This is a genomic window from Candidatus Aquicultor sp. (assembly GCF_054640775.1).
In genome coordinates, this window is the sequence record NZ_JBTSLF010000037.1 from 1 (window position 1) to 18,447 (window position 18,447).

13 protein-coding genes are annotated in these 18,447 nt (G+C 55.4%); all 13 read right to left on the minus strand.

What is annotated here, in order from left to right; translation table 11 throughout:
* On the minus strand, positions 1-2,339 hold a 2,339-nt coding region (locus tag ACYC56_RS04835; protein ID WP_461373054.1), incomplete at its 3' end, for an FAD-dependent oxidoreductase.
* Positions 2,340-2,437: 98 nt separating this feature from the next.
* Entirely contained in the window at positions 2,438-3,253 is an 816-nt protein-coding gene (locus ACYC56_RS04840) for a dihydropteroate synthase (RefSeq protein ID WP_461373055.1), read from the minus strand.
* Between the two features lie 33 nt (positions 3,254-3,286).
* Complete coding sequence (locus ACYC56_RS04845; protein ID WP_461373056.1) at positions 3,287-4,099, minus strand: ATP-binding protein; 813 nt, start codon at positions 4,097-4,099, stop codon at positions 3,287-3,289.
* Positions 4,100-4,232: 133 nt separating this feature from the next.
* A complete protein-coding gene (locus tag ACYC56_RS04850) occupies positions 4,233-5,105 on the minus strand; it encodes a methylenetetrahydrofolate reductase (RefSeq protein ID WP_461373057.1) in 873 nt (290 codons plus the stop codon).
* A 12-nt stretch (positions 5,106-5,117) separates the two neighbouring features.
* Positions 5,118-5,768, minus strand: coding sequence for a methylenetetrahydrofolate reductase C-terminal domain-containing protein (locus ACYC56_RS04855; RefSeq protein WP_461373058.1), 651 nt, complete (start codon positions 5,766-5,768; stop codon positions 5,118-5,120).
* A gap of 146 nt (positions 5,769-5,914) precedes the next feature.
* Entirely contained in the window at positions 5,915-8,005 is a 2,091-nt protein-coding gene (locus ACYC56_RS04860; protein WP_461373059.1) for an FAD-dependent oxidoreductase, read from the minus strand.
* A gap of 288 nt (positions 8,006-8,293) precedes the next feature.
* Complete coding sequence (gene acsC, locus ACYC56_RS04865) at positions 8,294-9,646, minus strand: acetyl-CoA decarbonylase/synthase complex subunit gamma (RefSeq protein WP_461373060.1); 1,353 nt, start codon at positions 9,644-9,646, stop codon at positions 8,294-8,296.
* Positions 9,647-9,769: 123 nt separating this feature from the next.
* The gene (gene acsB / locus ACYC56_RS04870; protein ID WP_461373061.1) at positions 9,770-11,977 is read right to left on the minus strand and encodes an acetyl-CoA decarbonylase/synthase complex subunit alpha/beta; all 2,208 of its coding nucleotides are present in this window, start codon (positions 11,975-11,977) and stop codon (positions 9,770-9,772) included.
* Positions 11,970-13,910, minus strand: coding sequence for an anaerobic carbon-monoxide dehydrogenase catalytic subunit (cooS, locus tag ACYC56_RS04875; RefSeq protein ID WP_461373062.1), 1,941 nt, complete (start codon positions 13,908-13,910; stop codon positions 11,970-11,972). Before cooS ends, acsB begins: the two co-directional genes overlap by 8 nt.
* A gap of 89 nt (positions 13,911-13,999) precedes the next feature.
* Entirely contained in the window at positions 14,000-14,941 is a 942-nt protein-coding gene (locus ACYC56_RS04880; protein ID WP_461373063.1) for an acetyl-CoA decarbonylase/synthase complex subunit delta, read from the minus strand.
* 103 nt (positions 14,942-15,044) lie between these two features.
* A complete protein-coding gene (gene folD / locus ACYC56_RS04885) occupies positions 15,045-15,914 on the minus strand; it encodes a bifunctional methylenetetrahydrofolate dehydrogenase/methenyltetrahydrofolate cyclohydrolase FolD (protein WP_461373064.1) in 870 nt (289 codons plus the stop codon).
* Between the two features lie 39 nt (positions 15,915-15,953).
* Positions 15,954-16,724 carry an ATP-binding protein gene (locus tag ACYC56_RS04890; protein WP_461373065.1) on the minus strand — a complete coding sequence of 257 codons (771 nt, stop codon included), beginning with the start codon at positions 16,722-16,724 and terminating at the stop codon, positions 15,954-15,956.
* 132 nt (positions 16,725-16,856) lie between these two features.
* Positions 16,857-18,447 (minus strand): ASKHA domain-containing protein (locus ACYC56_RS04895; protein WP_461373066.1); only part of this gene is annotated, 1,591 nt, incomplete at its 5' end.

Here is an 18,447-nt window from a genome sequence, read left to right on the forward strand (position 1 = left end):
TCAAAGAGTTTTGCCGCGACAAGGTTGATGGCCTCATCCCAGGACGCCTCAACAAGCTCACCATCCTTGCGGATAAGCGGGGTCGTAAGGCGGTCCGGATGGCTTATAAAATGATAGCCGAAACGGCCTTTGCCGCAAAGGCTGCCTTTGTTAACGCCCTCGCCGAGCGTTTGCGTCACGCGGAATACCTTGCCCGCGTGATCGGTATTTAACTCTAGCGTGCAACCGACACCGCAATACGTGCAGGTGGTCGTGGTGACTTTTGGCGGCCAGAGGAATTCACGGGCGAATTTAGGCCTGTTCTCGATAAGCGCTGCCGTCGGGCAGGCCGAGATACACTGGCCGCACGCCTCGCATTTGGTTTCCAAAAGCGGGATATTGCCTGTTGGGACGATATCGTTTTCTTTCTCACGGTATTCGAACGCGCCAACACCGACCACCTCGTCGCAGATAGCAACGCATTTCTGGCATTGGATGCACTTATTCTGGTTGCGAAGCACGATCGGATGGCTCTTGTCTATCTTGAAGTGGCGCATGGCCTCATAGTTCTCGCCGGGCTCGATCCCATGTTCGATCGCCGCGTCGCGAAGGTCGCAATCGTTTTGCTTGATACAGCCGCACTCGAGGCAACGCTGCGCTTCTTTCTCCGCGTCCGCATCGCTCAAGCCCAACTCGACCTCTGTAAAGTTACCGAGCCCAAGACGGTCTTTGTTATCATGAAGCGCAGGCATCTGCATACGCTCGGCCGTCGGCACGCCGAGGTCTTCCCTGGTGACGCCACCGCGAACCGCACTGAACGGCTTGGCGGGGCCGAGATCGAGCTGCTCGCCTCTTAAATACTGGATGATGGCAAAGGCGGCGTCACGCCCTCCCGCTACGGCCTGAATGGCCGCATTGGGTCCGGTCACAGCATCACCTGCGGCAAATACGCCGGGGATAGCGGTTTGCATGGTGCGCTTATCCGCGGCCATGTACCTGCCCTCCATAGCCGGCTCCATGCCGGTGCCGTCGATGGCCTGGCCGATAGCGGCGATTAGATTATCTATCTCGAGGATAAACTCGCTCCCCTGTTGCGGCTCGGGGCGGCGGCGTCCTGAGGCATCAGGCTCTCCCAGAGCCATACGGATGCACTCTACTCCCTCGACTTTATCTTTACCGATTACTTTCGTTGGATTGGAGAGCAGCACTAACTCAACGCCCTCATGTTCGGACTCTTCTATTTCGATACTGTGCGCCGGCATCTCTGCGCGGCCGCGGCGATAGATCAAGTAGACCTTTTCAGCACCGAGTCTGAGCGCGCTTCTTGCACAGTCGATGGCAACGTTTCCGCCACCCACGACGGCGACTTTTTTGCCGATGGGGAGCGGGTCGTCGAGACCGATCGAGCGTAAAAAATCGACACCGCTCATAACGCCGGGGATTTCCTCGTTCTCACAGCCGAGTCTGGTGCCGGCCTGTGCGCCGATCCCAAGGAATACGGCATCGTAGTCGTTTTGCAGCTGCTCCAAGGTAAAGTCTTTACCCAGGCGCTGGTTGATCTTCAACTCGGCGCCAAGCTCAACGACTTCACTTATCTCGTCATCAAGAATATCTTTGGGCAAGCGATACGCCGGGATTCCGTAGCGAAGCATACCGCCGGCTTTGGGCATAGCCTCAAAAATGACCGGCTTGTGCCCTTCAACGGCGAGATAATACGCCGCAGAAAGTCCGGCGGGGCCGCCGCCGACGACGGCGATTTTCTTGCCCGTTGCCGGCTTTACGGCCGGCCTAAAGCGTTCACCCAAGAGCTTGTCTTTGTCCGCCGCATATCGCTTAAGCCAGCAAATGCTGACGCGATCCTCGACCAGGTTACGGCGGCAGGCATCCTCGCAGGGACGGGTGCAGACACGCCCGATAACACCCGGCAAGGGGTTGGTCTGCTTTATAAGCTCCACCGCATCGCGGTAGCGCTTCTGGGCGATGAGGCCGATGTAGCCCTGGGCATCGGTGCCCGCGGGACACGCCAGGCGGCATGGCGCGATACAGTCCGCCCAGTGGTCGGCAAATATCTCATCGAGTCGTGCTTTACGTATATCCATCAGGCCTTCCGTCTGGGTGGCCACAACCATACCGTCTGCGATTTTGGTAGAGCAGGCTTTAACCGGCTCGCTTGAACCCGCGACTTCGACGACACACATACCGCAGCGCTCGCCGGGCTTTAGCCTGGGGTCGCTGCAGAGATGCGGTAGAGCGATGCCGTTTGCCAGCGCAGTATCAAGTATGGACTGGCCTTCTTCGGCCCGGAGGGATTGGCCATTTATTTCAATTGTTAGGTCTGTGCGAACCATCATTTCTGACATATATCCTCCTGTTAGAGACTTAGAGAGACTCTACACTGCAAAGAGGGGCGGAAGCCCAAGCTCCGCCCCTGCAGTTCCTACTCTCAAATTTCAAGCTATTATGCTTCAGCCTTGGCACCAAGGACATCATCCAGGTATGAAGCGGCATAGAGCATCTCGTTCTTGAGAATCTCAACCGTCTTGACGGCCGCCATAAGATCTTTGTCGAGTGAGTCGGCGATTGCAGCCGTTAGGCCCGCTGAAGCGAGCATCGTCATGAACGTATAACCAAAGCGGGCGTGAAGCTCTTTCGGTGTGCCGTTATAGATATTGCTAAGACCAACGACCGATTTCATCGGTGGGTCGTTGAGCATTTGGAACTGGCGGATGGTATCGATGACCTCGAGCGCATCCTGCTGAGCGACACCGATCGGCAATACGAGCGGGTCGAGATAGATTCTCGCGAGATCGACCCCATGCTCCATGGCTTTGGCCATAATCATGGCGGCGTTCTCAAGGCGCTCGTTGCAGTCGCGCGGGATACCGGCCGATGTCATAGCAAGCGCGATGATATCCGCATCGAACTTGGCGGCCATCGGCATGTAGACATCAAGCTTGTCGATATCGGCGTTGGTTGAGTTGATCATCGGTTTGTGCTTGGAAACAACCTGCAGGCCTGCTTCCATGGCCTCGACGTTCTTGGTGTCGAGGCAGAGCTGGATGGAATCATCCACTGCTTCCTCAACGGTTTTGACCAGCCACTGCATCATACCCGGGCCATCTTTGGTTGCCGGGCCAAGGTTAAGATCGAGGCAGCGAGAGCCGCCCTCTACCTCGACGACAGCCAGATCCTGGATCGGCTTTGCATTGCGCTCGCGCATGGCCGGGCCGATCGTCTTCGACATAATGTTGATCTTCTCGGCAATAATAAGCATACTTGTTTCTCCTTCCGTAGTAAGCCCTCTTTATTATCTATTTGTTGTAGCCTCGGACGCCTCACCCGTTTCGCCGATTTCAGCCTGCAGGTGATCTTTGATGACCTTGATATCGGCGACATAATCCGGGTCGTTGTCGAAGGGGGATTTCCCTTCGAGGTCGGCCTTGCGAATCGACTCGCGCTCAAGGACAGTTCCGATAACCGGTAAATCCGGCAGATACGTGCGAAGAACCTCTTCTTCCTCGCGGTCATGCACCTTGTTCAAAACAAGAAAGATGCGCGGGATATGTAAGTCCTTGGCAAGTTTCTCGATTTGTCGAGCCGTCTGGACGCTTCGCTGTCCCGGCTCGATGACCACCAGCATTGCGTCAACTGATTCGCTGGTGCCGCGCCCCAGGTGCTCGATGCCGGCCTCCATATCCATGATGACCGCCTCGTTGCGCCGGACGATGACATGTTTAAGAAGTGCTTTAAGCATCGTCGACTCCGGGCAGATACACCCCGAGCCGCCCTTCTCGACAGTGCCAAGTACCAGCAGTTTTACTCCGTTGGCCTTGACGCTTAAGTCGTCCGGAATATCATCGACCTTGGGGTTGAGCTTAAAAAAGCCACCCATCGTGCCGGGTGTTCCCCCGGTGCGCTCGGCGATGAGGTCCGACATCTTGGCGATCGGTATTATGTTCGCCGCATCACCGGGATCGATCCCGAGGGCTGCGGCTAAATTGGCGTCCGGGTCGGCGTCGATGGCGATAACGTTATAGCCATCCTCCGCCAAGAGCCGTGCCAGGCCGGCGGCGACAGTTGTCTTGCCGACACCGCCTTTACCGGTTATAGCTATTTTCAATGAAAATCATCCTTTACTCAAACGTTTCCGGGCTCGCTCACCAGCCCTATTGTGCCCGCAAACAGCCCCAAGCTTGAGTGTAGTGTAGCGCGACACAGAAGTCTATGACATCCATGCGCCTGGTCTTACTATGCTACAGGCCGGCTGCGGCTAAGATATCAGGAACTCTGTCTTCCGCACCGATGGCCATAACATGAACGCCCGCACAGACGCTTTTAAGCTCTGCAATCTGACGACCGGCGATTTCGATGCCTTTCTTCAGCGCGTCCTCGCCCTTATACGGCGCTATCTCATCGATAAGCTCCTGCGGGACCGAGACGCCGGCCACGAACTTGTTCAAGTACTTGGCCATGCCGGCGTTCTTCAGAAGCAAGATACCGGCCATGATCGGCACATCAAACCGCTTTGCGTATGCCATAAAGTTTTTGAACTTCGGCATATCGTAGACCGCCTGGGTCTGGAAAAACTTTGCGCCCGCTTTGACCTTCTTCTCGAATTTTGCGAGTTGCGGCTCGAGCGGATCGGATTCGGGCGTCACAATGGCCCCGGCAAAGAAATCGGTCTTTCCTTGTAGCTCAAGGCCGGCCATGTCATGACCTTCGTTAAGTCCCTTTATAACCCCAAGAAGCCCGACCGACTCGATATCGAATACCGGTTTGGCATCCTTATGGTCGCCGAGTACCGGATGGTCGCCGGTCAAGGCAAGCACGTTTTCGATGCCGAGCACCGAGGCGCCTAGCAGGTCGGATTGTAGACCCAAGCGATTACGATCTCGGCAGGTCATCTGATAGATGGGCTCAAGACCCATATCCATCATAATCTGGGCGATCGCCAGCGTGCATACACGCATGACCGCGCTCTGATTATCGGTGACGTTAAGGGCGGTTACTTTGCCTTTAAGCCCCTTGAGGTGGTGCTTCATCTCACTTAAGTCAGTTCCCTTCGGAGGGCCGACTTCAGCGGTGACTACAAATCTTCCACTTTGGATCTCTTCTTTAAATCCCACTGTTCTTCCCTCCTACTTTCTTAAATCCATATAGCGAAGGTTGTTTGCCTTCTGATGGTTCTTCGGCGAGTTGATCTCTTTAAACTTGTCGGTCTGGCCCATGGCGTTCATCTTGTTATAGATAAGCACCCAGCCGCAGTCACGACTTGAGTCGATCTCGCACTTGCCGTTATTCGTACCGCCGCATGGGCCGTTGAGCAGGCTCTTCGCGCAGCGGGCCACCGGGCAGATACCGCCGGTTTTATCGAGAACGCACTCGCCGCAGCCCTTGCACATCTCCGTATAGTACCCGTACTCTTCGTTAAAGCCCATAAATGTGGTGTTAACACCCGGTAAAACCGGTATCTCCGGGAACTTTCTGGCCATTCCCTGGATACCAACGCCGCAGGCAAGGGACACTATTGCCTGGTACTTGTCGGCATCCTTTACCTCATCCAGGTACTCAAAATCGCACTGGCGGATGACAGTCTGCTCGCCGACTTCGATATCACGCCCGTCGACTTTTCGGGACAGGCGCAGGGCGGTTGCCGTAAGGTTTACAGCGCGCTCGCCACCGGTTAAGCACACCTCAACGCAGGTGCCGCATCCGACCATTAAAACACGGTCGTATTCGTCCACCATCGCCTTTATCTCATCTAAGGTTTTTGGCTCCGCAACAATCATTTCTCGTGCACACTCCTTAATCTCTAATGGAGCTTCTAAGGTTTCCCCCGACGCGGGGCTTGCAGCCGGCGCCTCACTACATCTGCCGGCGCCGACTTAAATACAGCCTCACGTTTACATCTATACTCAAGTGCTCTTCTTTAACGCTAGTCTACAGCGAGCACTTTAGAAACTGGATTTGGTCCGAGTTCATTAAGTGTTGCCTTGAACTCGCCCATCATCTGACCGAACGCCTCAGGGCCACCGGGTGAGCCCATGAAGCTTATGCGATCCGCGCCGATACCGGCCGCTTCAAGGACCTTCTTGACCTCATTGGTACGAACCTCGGCCCAGTTGACGGCTTTACGATGGCGGCAATTCTCATCGGTACACGCCAGCACGGCGATTCCGTCGGCGCCGTTCTCAACTGCGCGCAGCAGGTGCCGCGTATCCAGGCGGCTGGTACACATAAGCCTGACCATGGTTATGCCCGGCATCGATGGCGATGCCATTGAAACCGGGTTCTTGATGGTCGGCACGGCGTACTGGCAGCCGAAGACCGTTATGCCGCTCGTGCCCTTATCGATCTGCTCGTTGATGAGCGTATCGTCGTTGTAAGCGATATCGATTGCAAGGCCCGGGCAGACACTCGCGCAAATGCCGCACGCCTGGCAGCTCTCCCAGGAGAAGCCGGCCACGCGAGCCTCTGAAATATACGGTGCGCCGTACGGGCACACGCGCACGCAGGAGAGGCATGCCGCGCAATCCTCCGGACGGGCCATAGTAGCGCCGCGGCTGCAATTCATGCAGCGTGATGCCTCATAAACGGCGGTCTCAAGATCGAAACCGCCCTCTGCCTCGACGAAGCTCTTCACGCGCACCGCCGGGTCCATAACCGGAATCGCGTTCTTCTCTTTGCGCAGCGTAGCGTCGATTGCAAGCTGCGGCATCCTGCCGATCGGTGCCGGCTTAAGTACGGTGACCGAATCGATTTTTCCTGTGGTAAGGAACATCTCGATCGATGTTGCGGCGTCATGCGCGTTTCGCATGGCCGCTACCGCAGCACCGGGGCCGGTAACAACCTCACCGCACGCAAAGACGTTCGGCAGGTTGGTCTGGAAGGTCGAAGGGTTCCATTTGATGCGGCCCCGCTCATCGACCTCGAGGGAGGTACCGGTAAACCCGTTCATATCCGCCCCTTGCCCGATGGAGAAGACCACGTTGTCGGCCTCGATCTCGAGAAGCTCGTCCTCGTTGTAAGCCGGGCTGAACATGCGGTTCTCGTCGAAGACGCGAGTGCAGCGTTTAAAGGTGATTCCTGCGACTTTACCGTCAACGACCTTTATCTCTTTCGGTCCCCAGGAGGGGTTGATCGTGACATCTTCTTCGGCGGCCTCATCGAGTTCCCAGCTAAATGCGGGAATCTCGGGTCGGCTCTCGAGGCAGCAGAGGTTGACCTCTTGCGCACCAAGACGCTTGGCTGAACGGGCGACGTCAAAGGCTACGTTTCCGCCGCCGATAACGACCACTCTCTTGCCGACCGTTGCACTGTCGTTAAAGTTTGCTTCCTTTAAAAACGGCAGCGCCAGAAGAACGCCGTCCGCATCGGCCCCGGGAATCGGAATCCCGCGGCTCACGGAAAGGCCTATGGCTATCAAGACAGCGTCATGCTGCTTAGCTAACTCATCAAACTGCACATCCGTGCCGATCGCGGTGTTGGTCTTTATCTCGACACCGAGCGACTGGATTGCCGCGACATCGCGAGCGACGACGTCTTTCGGCAGGCGATACTTCGGCACGCCGGAGTAAATGGCGCCGCCGCAGGCATCGTTTTTCTCGAAGATCGTTACATCGAAGCCGTCTTTTGCAAGGTCAAAAGCCGCAGTAAGACCTGCGGGACCGCCGCCGATGATGGCGACTTTCTTGCCCTTGGTTTTCGGGACCGGCTGGTAATCCGGCTCGTCCTTGCAGATATCTGCCGCAAAGCGCTTGATCGCACGGATGTTGACCGCTCCTTCGACATCATTGCGCCGGCACTCACCCTCGCACGGGTGATGGCAAATGCGTCCTAAACTTCCGGGAAGCGTACAGCGCTCGCGCACCGTATCGAGCGATTCTTTAAATCTTCCTTGCGCTACCAGAGTAATGAACGACTGTATATCCGCATTGACCGGGCAGGCGCTCGTGCAAGGCGGCTTGATGGGCTCACTCGTTACCCAGGTATCGAAAAACTCACTGTGAGAATAATCATTCTTCATAGTAGCAACCTTTCTTCTACGCACTACTATCAAAATCAGCGAATAGCGAATGGACCACGGCAAACTACAGCCGCCGCTATTAATCCATGCTCAGCGCAATGGCTAAGGAGTGGTTAAATTATTAGTTTATGCTCCCTGAAGAAATTTCGAATCTCGTTTCTTGGCTATCTCGTTATTCGCTGATTGCCTCTACAAAAGCTAATAGTCTTAGCTTGCTTCGTTCATCATTACTATCAGCGATTAGCGACTAGCTTTATTCGCTAATCGCTAATCGCTGTTCGCTGCTTCTTACGCCATTACAGGCTGAAAACTCTTAAGAAACGCCGGAATATCTGCGGCCTCACGCGGACCGACGACGATCTTCCATCCCTGAAGCTCTTCCTCAAGCTCGCCGCTGATCTGTGCGACATAGCCCGGGATAACGACTGTTTTGTGTTTGACCTTGTCGAGAATATCGCTCTTTGTGATAAAGGCGGCGATTCTCTCCGGGACAAACTTGCCTGCCGCCCACGCGGTAAGGGTCGAGAGACCGTCGGTATCGACGATTCCGAGCCATACCGGCATCTTGCTGGCCTCGATCTCGCTTGAAACGATAAAGTATGTAAGCGAGAAGTTGGTCGTAATAAGAATCGGTGATTCCTCGTTTGCGCCGTTGATCGGATAGAAACCCTGGTCGACCTGCATCGGCCTCTGTGGGTCGGTGTAGACGTTCTGGCGCAGGACAAAGAGGGCGTATGCCTTCTCCGGGCTGAGGTCTTTTAAGACCATAACGCCGCCGTATTTGATGGTGTAAACTGCCGCATGGACGGTCTCCATCATGTCGTCCGTGGTTTCCTCGGCCGGGAATGTGATGGTCGGGTACCCGAACGGGCGCATTTTCTTCTTCAAAGCCGCGCGGCGGGTAAAGACGAGGTTCTGGAAGGTCTCTTTAAGGGTACGGGTACCCATATCAATAACCAGGTCCTTTAGACCCATGCCGTCAAGCTTTGTGGTCAGCTCGCCAAGCTCATCGAGCGAAGCCGGTTTTACCGCCAACGGCGCGCCGTACTTCTTGGCAACCTCGGCCATGGCATCGATGTTCGCGGCGGTCGCTGCATAAAGGAGCGGTTTCTTAATATCTGCGGCGCCCATAGCGGCCTCGATAGCTGCAGGCTCTGCCATAAGCACTAGCGGATAGGCGATAGCGCCGGTCACTTTCTTGACCGTGTCGGCGAACTTACCGGCATCGCCGGATGTGTTCTTAACCGCAACAAGGTTGGCTCGTAGAGTCTGGCCAACGCGCTCGTACACCGTATCCTTCAGTGATGCGAGCTTGGAATCAACCTCGGCCGGGTCGTCGGTATCCTCGATGAGGAGCGCGTAACCCGGGGGGTTGAAGAATGTTTTCTCATGTCTGTGCATGACGAGTTCCTCACCGATCTTAAGAGCATACTCGCCCTCGCCGATGGTGACGCCCCTCATCGGAGGAGCTGAAGCCTCGGAAAGTAGAGCCTTCGCCTCATCGCTAACGCTCGGGCACTGCTCAAGTGAAGCACCGCCTGCAGCAAGCTTCATCGCAAACGCAAGGCAGGTCGGAATACCGCACTGGCCGCAGTTTGTTTTCGGCAATTGTTTAAAAATATCCATGCCGGTTAAAGCCACATTCACTCACCTCCAAAAGAGTTGTTAGTCTATTTTGTTCCAAAATCTTTGTAAATCCTTAAATATACCGGGAGCGACGGGCGCTTTTATGCGCCCGACCGCTTTCCGGTTGTAATCAGTTAATTAGCCCAGCATATCCATGCCGATAACCGGATGGTTCTTCGGTTTGATAAAGGCCAATACCTCTTCCATAGTCATCGCCGTTGTCTCATCCGCGATCTTGTCGAGAAGATCGGGGTCGCCAGCGCGCTCAGCCTGCGGCTGAAGAATACCGCGGAGCTGCTCTTTAAGCTCGGCTGGCATCCAAACTATACGGGCGAAGCCGCCGTCGGCAGAGAGGAACTTCGGGCTACCAAGGAAGTACTTACCGATACCGGCCATACCCGGGTTCTGCATGCCGCCGCCGACCAGACCCGCCATGGTGGAGAAGCCCATACCAAATGGAGTATCGCCGGCGTAGTCGCGGTTGACGATCATGAAACCTGAGTAAACCGCACCGGTCTCCTCATCCATGAGCGGCAGGTGTGCGACGATGGCCTCGAAACAACCGCAGGAGGTCATCGGGTTCTGCATCATGGAGTAGGCGTACAGCCTGGGAACCGCACCGTTCGAAGCCCTCGAGAGGAATTCGTTGATGCCGTTCCACTCGCCGTTTACTTCATCAAGGGTATCGCCCTTGAGAATCGGCTGGTTCGGGCCGGTTGGGTTGATCTCATAGGAGGCCTTGCCATCCAGCCAGTTGTACGCGCCGCAAAGACCCAGACGCTGCGGGGTGATGATGCAGATATGGGTCGGAGCAAACGACTGGCACAGTGTACAGCTATAGAATGTGTCGACATTGTCATCGGTAAGACCGCCGACACGCTCATCACGCTCATGGTAGTCTTTGCGGGCTTCCTCGAGGAGTTCGTGGACTTTATCCGGCTCGGTGATCAAGGTTACCTGAACCTTGTCGACGATGGCCGGGAACTCGTTCATGATCTTGGTGTGCAGGATGCGGCCGATATCGGTTAGGCTGAAGCCTTTCTCGATGGCCTTTTTACCGGCACGAATCCACATAACATCTCGCTGGGAGACGTGCATGATACCCTCGGCGCCGTTGATCAAGTGGTGGATCTGGCGCTCGAGAATCGGCTCGAAGTCTTTCTGCATCTTACGTCCGGCAACATCGACGATGATGGCCAGCGGGTATGCCTTCTTCTCCTGCATATCTTTGAAGTCGATACCGATAAGCTCGATCTTGTTATCCTCGACCTCGTCCATTTCTTTCATGCGCAGAAGCTCGAATGCCTCGCTCTTGCTTCCGCCGAACTCGGCGAAGAGGTCGTCTTTACGAATACGCTCGCCCTCGAAGGCCGCGCCGTAGGCAACCGGAATCGGCACCTTGTCGATCTTGATCTTAAGACCGCGGACTTCGATGGATCTCTGGATGATACTCTCAACCGGCACGTTGGATACAACGTGCTCATAGGTGCACACACCGGTCGGCAGGATCTCCGGAATATCGGTGTCTGCGATTGCCGGGAAGCCATAGCTGATAGCGCCTGCGGCTGCGGCATATTTAACCGGGTCAACATCGCCAAGCGCAACGACGAAGGCGAAGACGCGGTTCTTGTTATAACGAAGGATTCTTTCATAATCACCCGGCTGGATACCACCGAATGCCATAGCGGCACGGGTAGCAAAGCCGACTGAATAGATTTGGCCGTATACATGCGGGTCAAACGGCACGAGGCGGGTTTCCCAGCCCATCTCTACGCCGGCCTCAGCAAGCTGATCGGCGAAGCACACGCCGTTAGTCGAACCGGCGATAAACGTGTAGAGGCTCTTCTCCTGGCACTCGCGAGCAATCGCAACGGCCTGCTCAACAGTAGGAGCGGCGCCAACGACCGCGGCAAAGCCCGGGGCCGAACCGTCTACGAACTCGACACCGCGAGCGCGCATGATGACGTCGTCGGCAGCACCGAGGTAGCGATCCGTTACCGGGGCATCGCCTATACCGATGTAGCGAAGCGCCATGATCATCTCGGCGCCGAACAGGGTGGCGATACCGGCATCAAGGGTCTCGCCGAGATACGGTAGCCATAGGTCTTTGGACGGCTCCTCCGGAAGCAGATCCTTAGCAATTTTGAGAACGCGCTCCATATCGGAGACCTTCTCGATTTTCTCACCGGTTAACGCATAGATAACCGGGAGGAAGTATCCAGTGTTCGGAAACGCTACGGCCTCGTTTGCGCCTTTTGCATCGATGGCCTCTTTAATCTTGGCTTCCGCCAGATTTACGGTCTCGTGTGCGCCCCGAATAGCTGAGGTTGCAATAATCTTAGACATTTAGTTCCCTCCTCATATCCATATCGAAGAGGACTCTTTCTTGCTTTGAATCGATACCAAGAGCTTTTCTCTTCGCTTGAATCTTATTGAGCGTGGCTTCGAGAATTTCTTCTTTTGTCGCATAGAATTCAAACGTCGCACCGAATTTCTCTTTAAAGCCCTCGGTTGTAAGTCTCATCATTTCACTGCTTGAGCGATACGGTGCCATGGCGCCACCAAAGATAACGTCCGCGCCGCTGGCAACAACGTAGAGCGCAATTGTGAGCGCCTTCTCCGAATACCACTCGGGGGCGATACCGACTGCCGGCAAATCGCTGATGTCCTCACCAAGACCGCCCTCCTGAACGACATCGGTGAGCACCGTAAGGATGCGGCTATTGTCGACGCATGATCCGACGTGAAGAACCGGCGCAATACCGACGGTCTCACAAATCTCTTTGAGACCCGGACCGGCCATCTCCATCGTCTCCGGCGCCATATAGCCGGCTTTTGCGGCACCCTGTGCGGCGCAACCGGTCATGACGACGAGGATATCACGCTTGATAAGCTCCTCAACGAGATATCTGTGCGAGGCATCGTGCGTTGTGCGCGGGTTATTGCAGCCAACGATTGCCACAGCGCCCTGGATACGGCCGCTGATGATAGCATCGTTGAGCGGACGCATGCTGGCGCGCATCTTACCGCCGAGCATGTAGCGGATGTACTCGTGGCTGTAACCGGCGATCATCGGCTTCTTGTGCTCGGGGATGAAGACCTCGCCCTTGCGGTTTGCATAGTTATCAATTGCCGCTTTGACGATTGTCTTGGCGGTCTCAATAGCATTGTGCTCTTCGAACTGGATGTGCTCGGCACCGGTGATCAGCGCACGCTCGTTGGTCGTGATGACCTTAGTGTGATACTTCTGGGACGCCTCGACGACGCCCTGGAAGACGCACTGTACGTCAACGATCATCGCATCGACGACACCGGTCGCGATAGCGAGTTCCTGCTGAAGCATGTTACCAGCCGGACCGACACCACGGCGCATCAAGACCTCGTTACCTGTACAGCAGATACCGCCGAGGGTGATTCCTTCGGCGCCCTTGCTCTTGGCGTACTCGATCATCTCCGGGTCTGTTGCAATGTCAACGATCTTCTCAGAAAGAAGCGGCTCGTGGCCGTGGAGGATGATATTGACGTCTTTCTCTTTTAAAATACCGAGGTTCGCTTCGGAGCGAAGCGGTTTCGGTGTGCCAAACATAATATCCTGTAGGTCGGTGGCCATCATCGAGCCGCCCCAACCATCGGCCATCGCGCAGCGAACCGTGGACATGAGGATGTGCTCGGCATCCTGATCGACACCGGCGTGGGTTTGGTGCATAAGCTGGACGACCTCGCGGTCAAACCCGCGCGGGTAGACCTCAAGCTCTTCCCAGATCTGCTGACGTTTTGGAAGCGCGCGATGTACGTATGCCATCGGCGTGCCTTCTTGCTTGCCATATTGGCTGAGAGCGGCCTCGCCAACAGCGATAGCGATCTCCTGAACGGTCTTGCCTTCGGTTTCGACACCGTAGTGCCCGGCTACCGCCATGAGCTTTACTTCGTCTTTAATGCCATAGCCAGGTGCCTCGCCCTTAGCTGCAGCGAGGAACGTCATGGCGACTGCGCGGCCGTGATCCGAGTGCGCGGATGCACCGGCTGCAACGGCGCGAGCCAGGTTACGGGCGGCAACCGTGTGAATCGTGGCGCCGCAGACACCGGTTTTCTCCCGGCCCTCTTTGCTCTTTCCACCGAGGCGGCACGGGCCCATAGCACAGACACGGCAGCAGCTACCCTCTGAGCCAAAGGTACATTGCTTTAGCTCTTCAGCGCGGCTGAACATGGTTGACATGTCGCCGACTTTTTCCAGCATTTCGATTGTTGCTGGATCAACGCTTCTGATTTTGTCGGACATATTATCTCCTTCTTACTGCTTATTCTCTAGGTGGACCCCTTCCAGAAATTGGCCCACACTATTTTCTGCACAACTTAGATATGCACGAATTAAATACCAAACTCAGCAATCGTCTGCTTGATGAGTTTAACCGACTCCGGGTGCCTCATGATGAGCAGATCGGCGCCGGCCAGCATTACTGAGACCGCGGTAAGCGTCTCCCAGAGAATGCCCCTCTTCCTCTGGTCGCCCCACTGCGGAGCCTCTTCCTGGCTGATTTTAGCCTCTTTTGCCTTCCATACTTCTTTGCCAAGGTTGGAAATTGTCGGCGACTGAAGCATGTTGTCGTTCTGTGTAAGAGCGGCCAGCTTGATCCTCTCGTTGACCGAGAAGCAATACTCAAGGCCGTAGCCGAGAGCGCCGGTCGATGGGTCGATAAGCAGATTATCAACTGCTACGCCGAGATTGCTCATCAGGATATTGAGCTGCTTTGCCATATTGACGTCGATTGGCGTCTCGCCGGCGACCTTTGAGCCAAAGCCCATTGCAGCAGCGGCGATTGATTTGTAGTTATCCTCAACGGCGGGGCCGATGACGACGTTTTTGCCCTGTGTGGCCTCGGCGACCGCCTTAAGAACGTCTGCGTCTTTTTCGACGTTACCGGAACCGTAAACGATAACCGGAATGCTGACCGCGCCAAGAACCGCGTTAACGGTCGCTACCGCATCGTCGACGCTTTTGTTGGCGCCGTTCGGGTCGGTGCTCGCAAGCTGGAGGCAGATCATGTCTGCGCCAAACTCGCTCTCGCACTTCTTCGCCCATGCCACCGGGTCGCCCCAGACATCGCCGAGAACACTTTGAAGCTCTTCAGCCCAGCCCTGCGGCTCGGTGTCGAACACCTCCATCGCGATCTTGGGCCCATTCGGCATAGAGCCTTCGAACGTATAAAACGGCAACGTGTTCTCGCCGCCTACGGCAACCTGTGTCGCCGAGCCCAACTTAATCTCTCTAATCTTTCCATTGTATGATTCAGTCGGTGCTTGAAAAGCCATTTATTATCCCCCTTCTTTGAAACGTTTGTTGTTGATAGACTTTCCTATATGTGTAACTACCAAAATGGTAATTATTTCTGTATCACTCACTACTAACTCATTATTACGCCGCCGATGGGAATCCCGCACGGCCCTTTGCCGCTTCTACGGTATTACGCATCAGCATGGCGATCGTCATCGGGCCTACGCCGCCCGGGACAGGTGTAATGGCGGATGCTTTCCTTGAGACGCCTTCGAAATCGACATCCCCAACGAGCTTGCCACCGTTACAGCGATTGAGCCCCGCATCGATCACAATAGCGCCATCTTTTACCATGTCCGCCGTGACCGTATTCGGATGCCCGCTCGCTACGACAAGGATATCAGCGCGCCGGCATACCTCGCTCAAGTCTCTCGTCTTTGAGTGGCAGATACCGACCGTGGCATCCTCTTCCAGCAGCATCAGCGCAACCGGTTTGCCGACGATAGTGCTGCGACCAACGACTACCGCCTCGGCCCCTGAGAGTCTCACGTCACTGCGTTTCAGAAGCTCGACGATGCCGGACGCCGTTGCGGGTCTGAACCCGTGCGCTCCGGTCACCAGGCGCCCCATGTTCGCCGGGGTCAACCCGTCGATATCCTTCAAGGGGCTGATCGTTACGACTACCGAGTTCTCGTCGATCTGCTGCGGCAAGGGAAGCTGTACAAGAATGCCATCGATCTGGACATCGTCGTTGAGCGCTTGAATGAGGTCGAGAAGTTCTTCCTCACGAGCATCTCCCGGTAGCAGGTGCGTCTGGCAGAAGATGCCTAACTCCCCAGAGACTTTCTCGTTCTGGTTGACATAAACCAGCGCTGCCGGATCATCGCCGACCAGCACAACGGCAAGTCCGGGAGTAATATCTCGTTCCTTCTGCAACCGTGCAACGTCTTTCGCGACCTCCGCCTTAACTAACGCCGAGATCGCCTGCCCATCGATAATCCTTGCCGCCATTCACCTCCCTCCCCGTATCTCTCTTGTCTACCTATATCTCTAGATTCCGAACTTACCAAGTACAGTATCTAGCGCCTGAACTACGGGAGAATCCTCGGGAAGCTCAACGAGCGGGGTGTGCTTTATGACGTAGTCGATAAGCGTGTCATCCGCCGGAATCGTTCCTAAAACCTGCAGGCCGTAGTTTTTCGCTTCTTCTATCAGGCTATCGGGAGCTTGCCCGTTGACCCTGTTTATAATAAGACCCGTCTCTTTAACAGAGACTTCCATCTCTTTAGCCAAATCTTTAATCCTTGCCGCTGTCATTATGCCGATCGGATTCGGCTCGGAGACGAGCAGCAGCAGGTCGATCTTCTGCGTCGTGCGCCGGCTTAAATGTTCCATACCGGCCTCGTTATCAATAACTATATAGGGATAGTTTTTTGCCAGGACTTCGATATAGCGCTTAAGCATATTATTCGCTGCGCAGTAACACCCGGGGCCTTCCGGACGGCCCATGACCAAAAGGTCAAAGCCGGTGCTCTCAACCAGCGTATCCTGCAACAGGTACTCCATGTACATATCTTTTGACATACCGGCCGGGACCTCGTTGGCGCCGACTTTCTTCTTAAGCTCCTCGCGCATCCCGCCTATCGTCGAGTCGACCTCAACGCCGAGTTGCTCGTTAAGATTGACGTTTGCATCGGCGTCAACGGCAAACACCGGCGTCTTACCCTTCCTCAATAAGTGCCCGACGATCAGGCTTGAGATCGTGGTCTTTCCGGTGCCGCCCTTACCGGCGACAGCTATCGTAAAACTCAAAACTAACACCTTCCAATGGCCATTTACCTGGCCGGATTTATTGCTTAGTCACCAAACAATCTTACTGTTTGTGATTCCAATCTCGAGATTACGCGCTTCATATGCAAAACTCAACAAATGAGCGCCCGATCAAATTTCTTGCTATACCCCGCTTCGTTCCTTGACCCGTTTCATAACGCTTGGGAACGCATCCAAATTAGTATGCGGCAGGAAGAGCGCCGAGACGTAGTTATCCATGAAGTTCGGATTGGTGCTGAGTTCAAGGTACGTCATTTTCTTGGCGATATCCTTTGCCGACTCGCGGGCGGTTTGGGACAAAAGAACAAGGTGCGCCCCCATGAGCGAACCATTGCCTACATATTTAACGATGTCCTCGGGAAACTCCGGCAACAGGCCGATGGTGATGGCCTGGTCAAGCTCGAGATAGCGGCCAAAGCCCCCGGCGATGAGCACCTGCTCGATCGCTTCGACCGGCATGCCCATTGAATCGAGCAGTGTCGTGATACCGGCGAAAATCGCTCCCTTGGTACGGATAAGGTTGTCGATGTCGGCCTCGGTGATGACGATATCTTCCTTGACCGCCGAATCCTCCGCCCAGACCAGGACGTATTCCCCTTGGTCGTTGTTCTCACGGATACGCGGATGACCGATCTCGATATTAACCTTGCCCTTCTCGTTAATGATTCCTGTCAGGAACAGCTCGGCCAACGCGTCGATAAGACCCGAGCCGCAGACACCCTTGGCTTTGGTCTGACCGATCGTCAGAATCATAGGCTCATAGGTAACCGGGTTGATGCGGACCGTCTCGATCGCGCCTTTTACCGCACGCATGCCGTACTTGACCGAGCCGCCCTCAAAGGCCGGTCCGGCCGAGCACGCGCAGGAGAGCAGCCACTCTGAGTTTCCAAGCGCCATCTCGCCGTTCGTGCCGACGTCTATATAAAGCGTCACTTTATCGGTTTTATATACGCCCGAAGCCAACAGACCCGAGGTGATATCACCGCCGACATAGCTGGCGCGACCCGGGATGCAGTAGACGCGGGCGCCCTCGGCGATATCGACGCCAAGGCTGGATGCTTCTACTGTTGGGATGAAGTTTACTGTTGGGATATAGGGCTCCTCGCGGATGTAGCGGGGGTTGATCCCATAGAAGAGGTGAACCATTGTCGTGTTGCCGGCCGCAACCATATTGACGATATCGTCTTTGCTCACGCCGGTCTTCTCAAGAAGCCTCTTTATAAGGCTGTTTATCGTATCGGTAACAAGGCCCTGAAGCCTTGCCAAACCGTCTTTTTTCAACGAATAGACGATGCGGGAGATGATATCCTCGCCGCAACTTACTTGTGCATTGTAATCAGAAACCCGACCGAGGGATTCTCTGGTGTTTAAGTCGATAATCTCGGCATAGACCGAAGTCGTACCGATATCGACCGCCAGGCCGTAATGAGTAGCGGAGCGATCCCCGGAATCAAGGCGAACAAGGCGCGGGCACTCGCCGTCCCTGCCCTCTATGATAGTTGCGGTCACTTTCCAGTCGGCCTCGCGCAGTTTGACCGCCATCTCTTTGAGGCAGTCAAGATCGACCGTAAAATCAACGAACCCGTGAACGCGGGTAAGCTCTCGCTTCAGGCGTTCGCGATCGCTGAGATTATCATCTAGGGTTGGGGCCGCCATTTCGACGTAGAGCCGGTGCGTTGCCGGCTCGAGTTCGAAATAGCCAAACACCTCACTA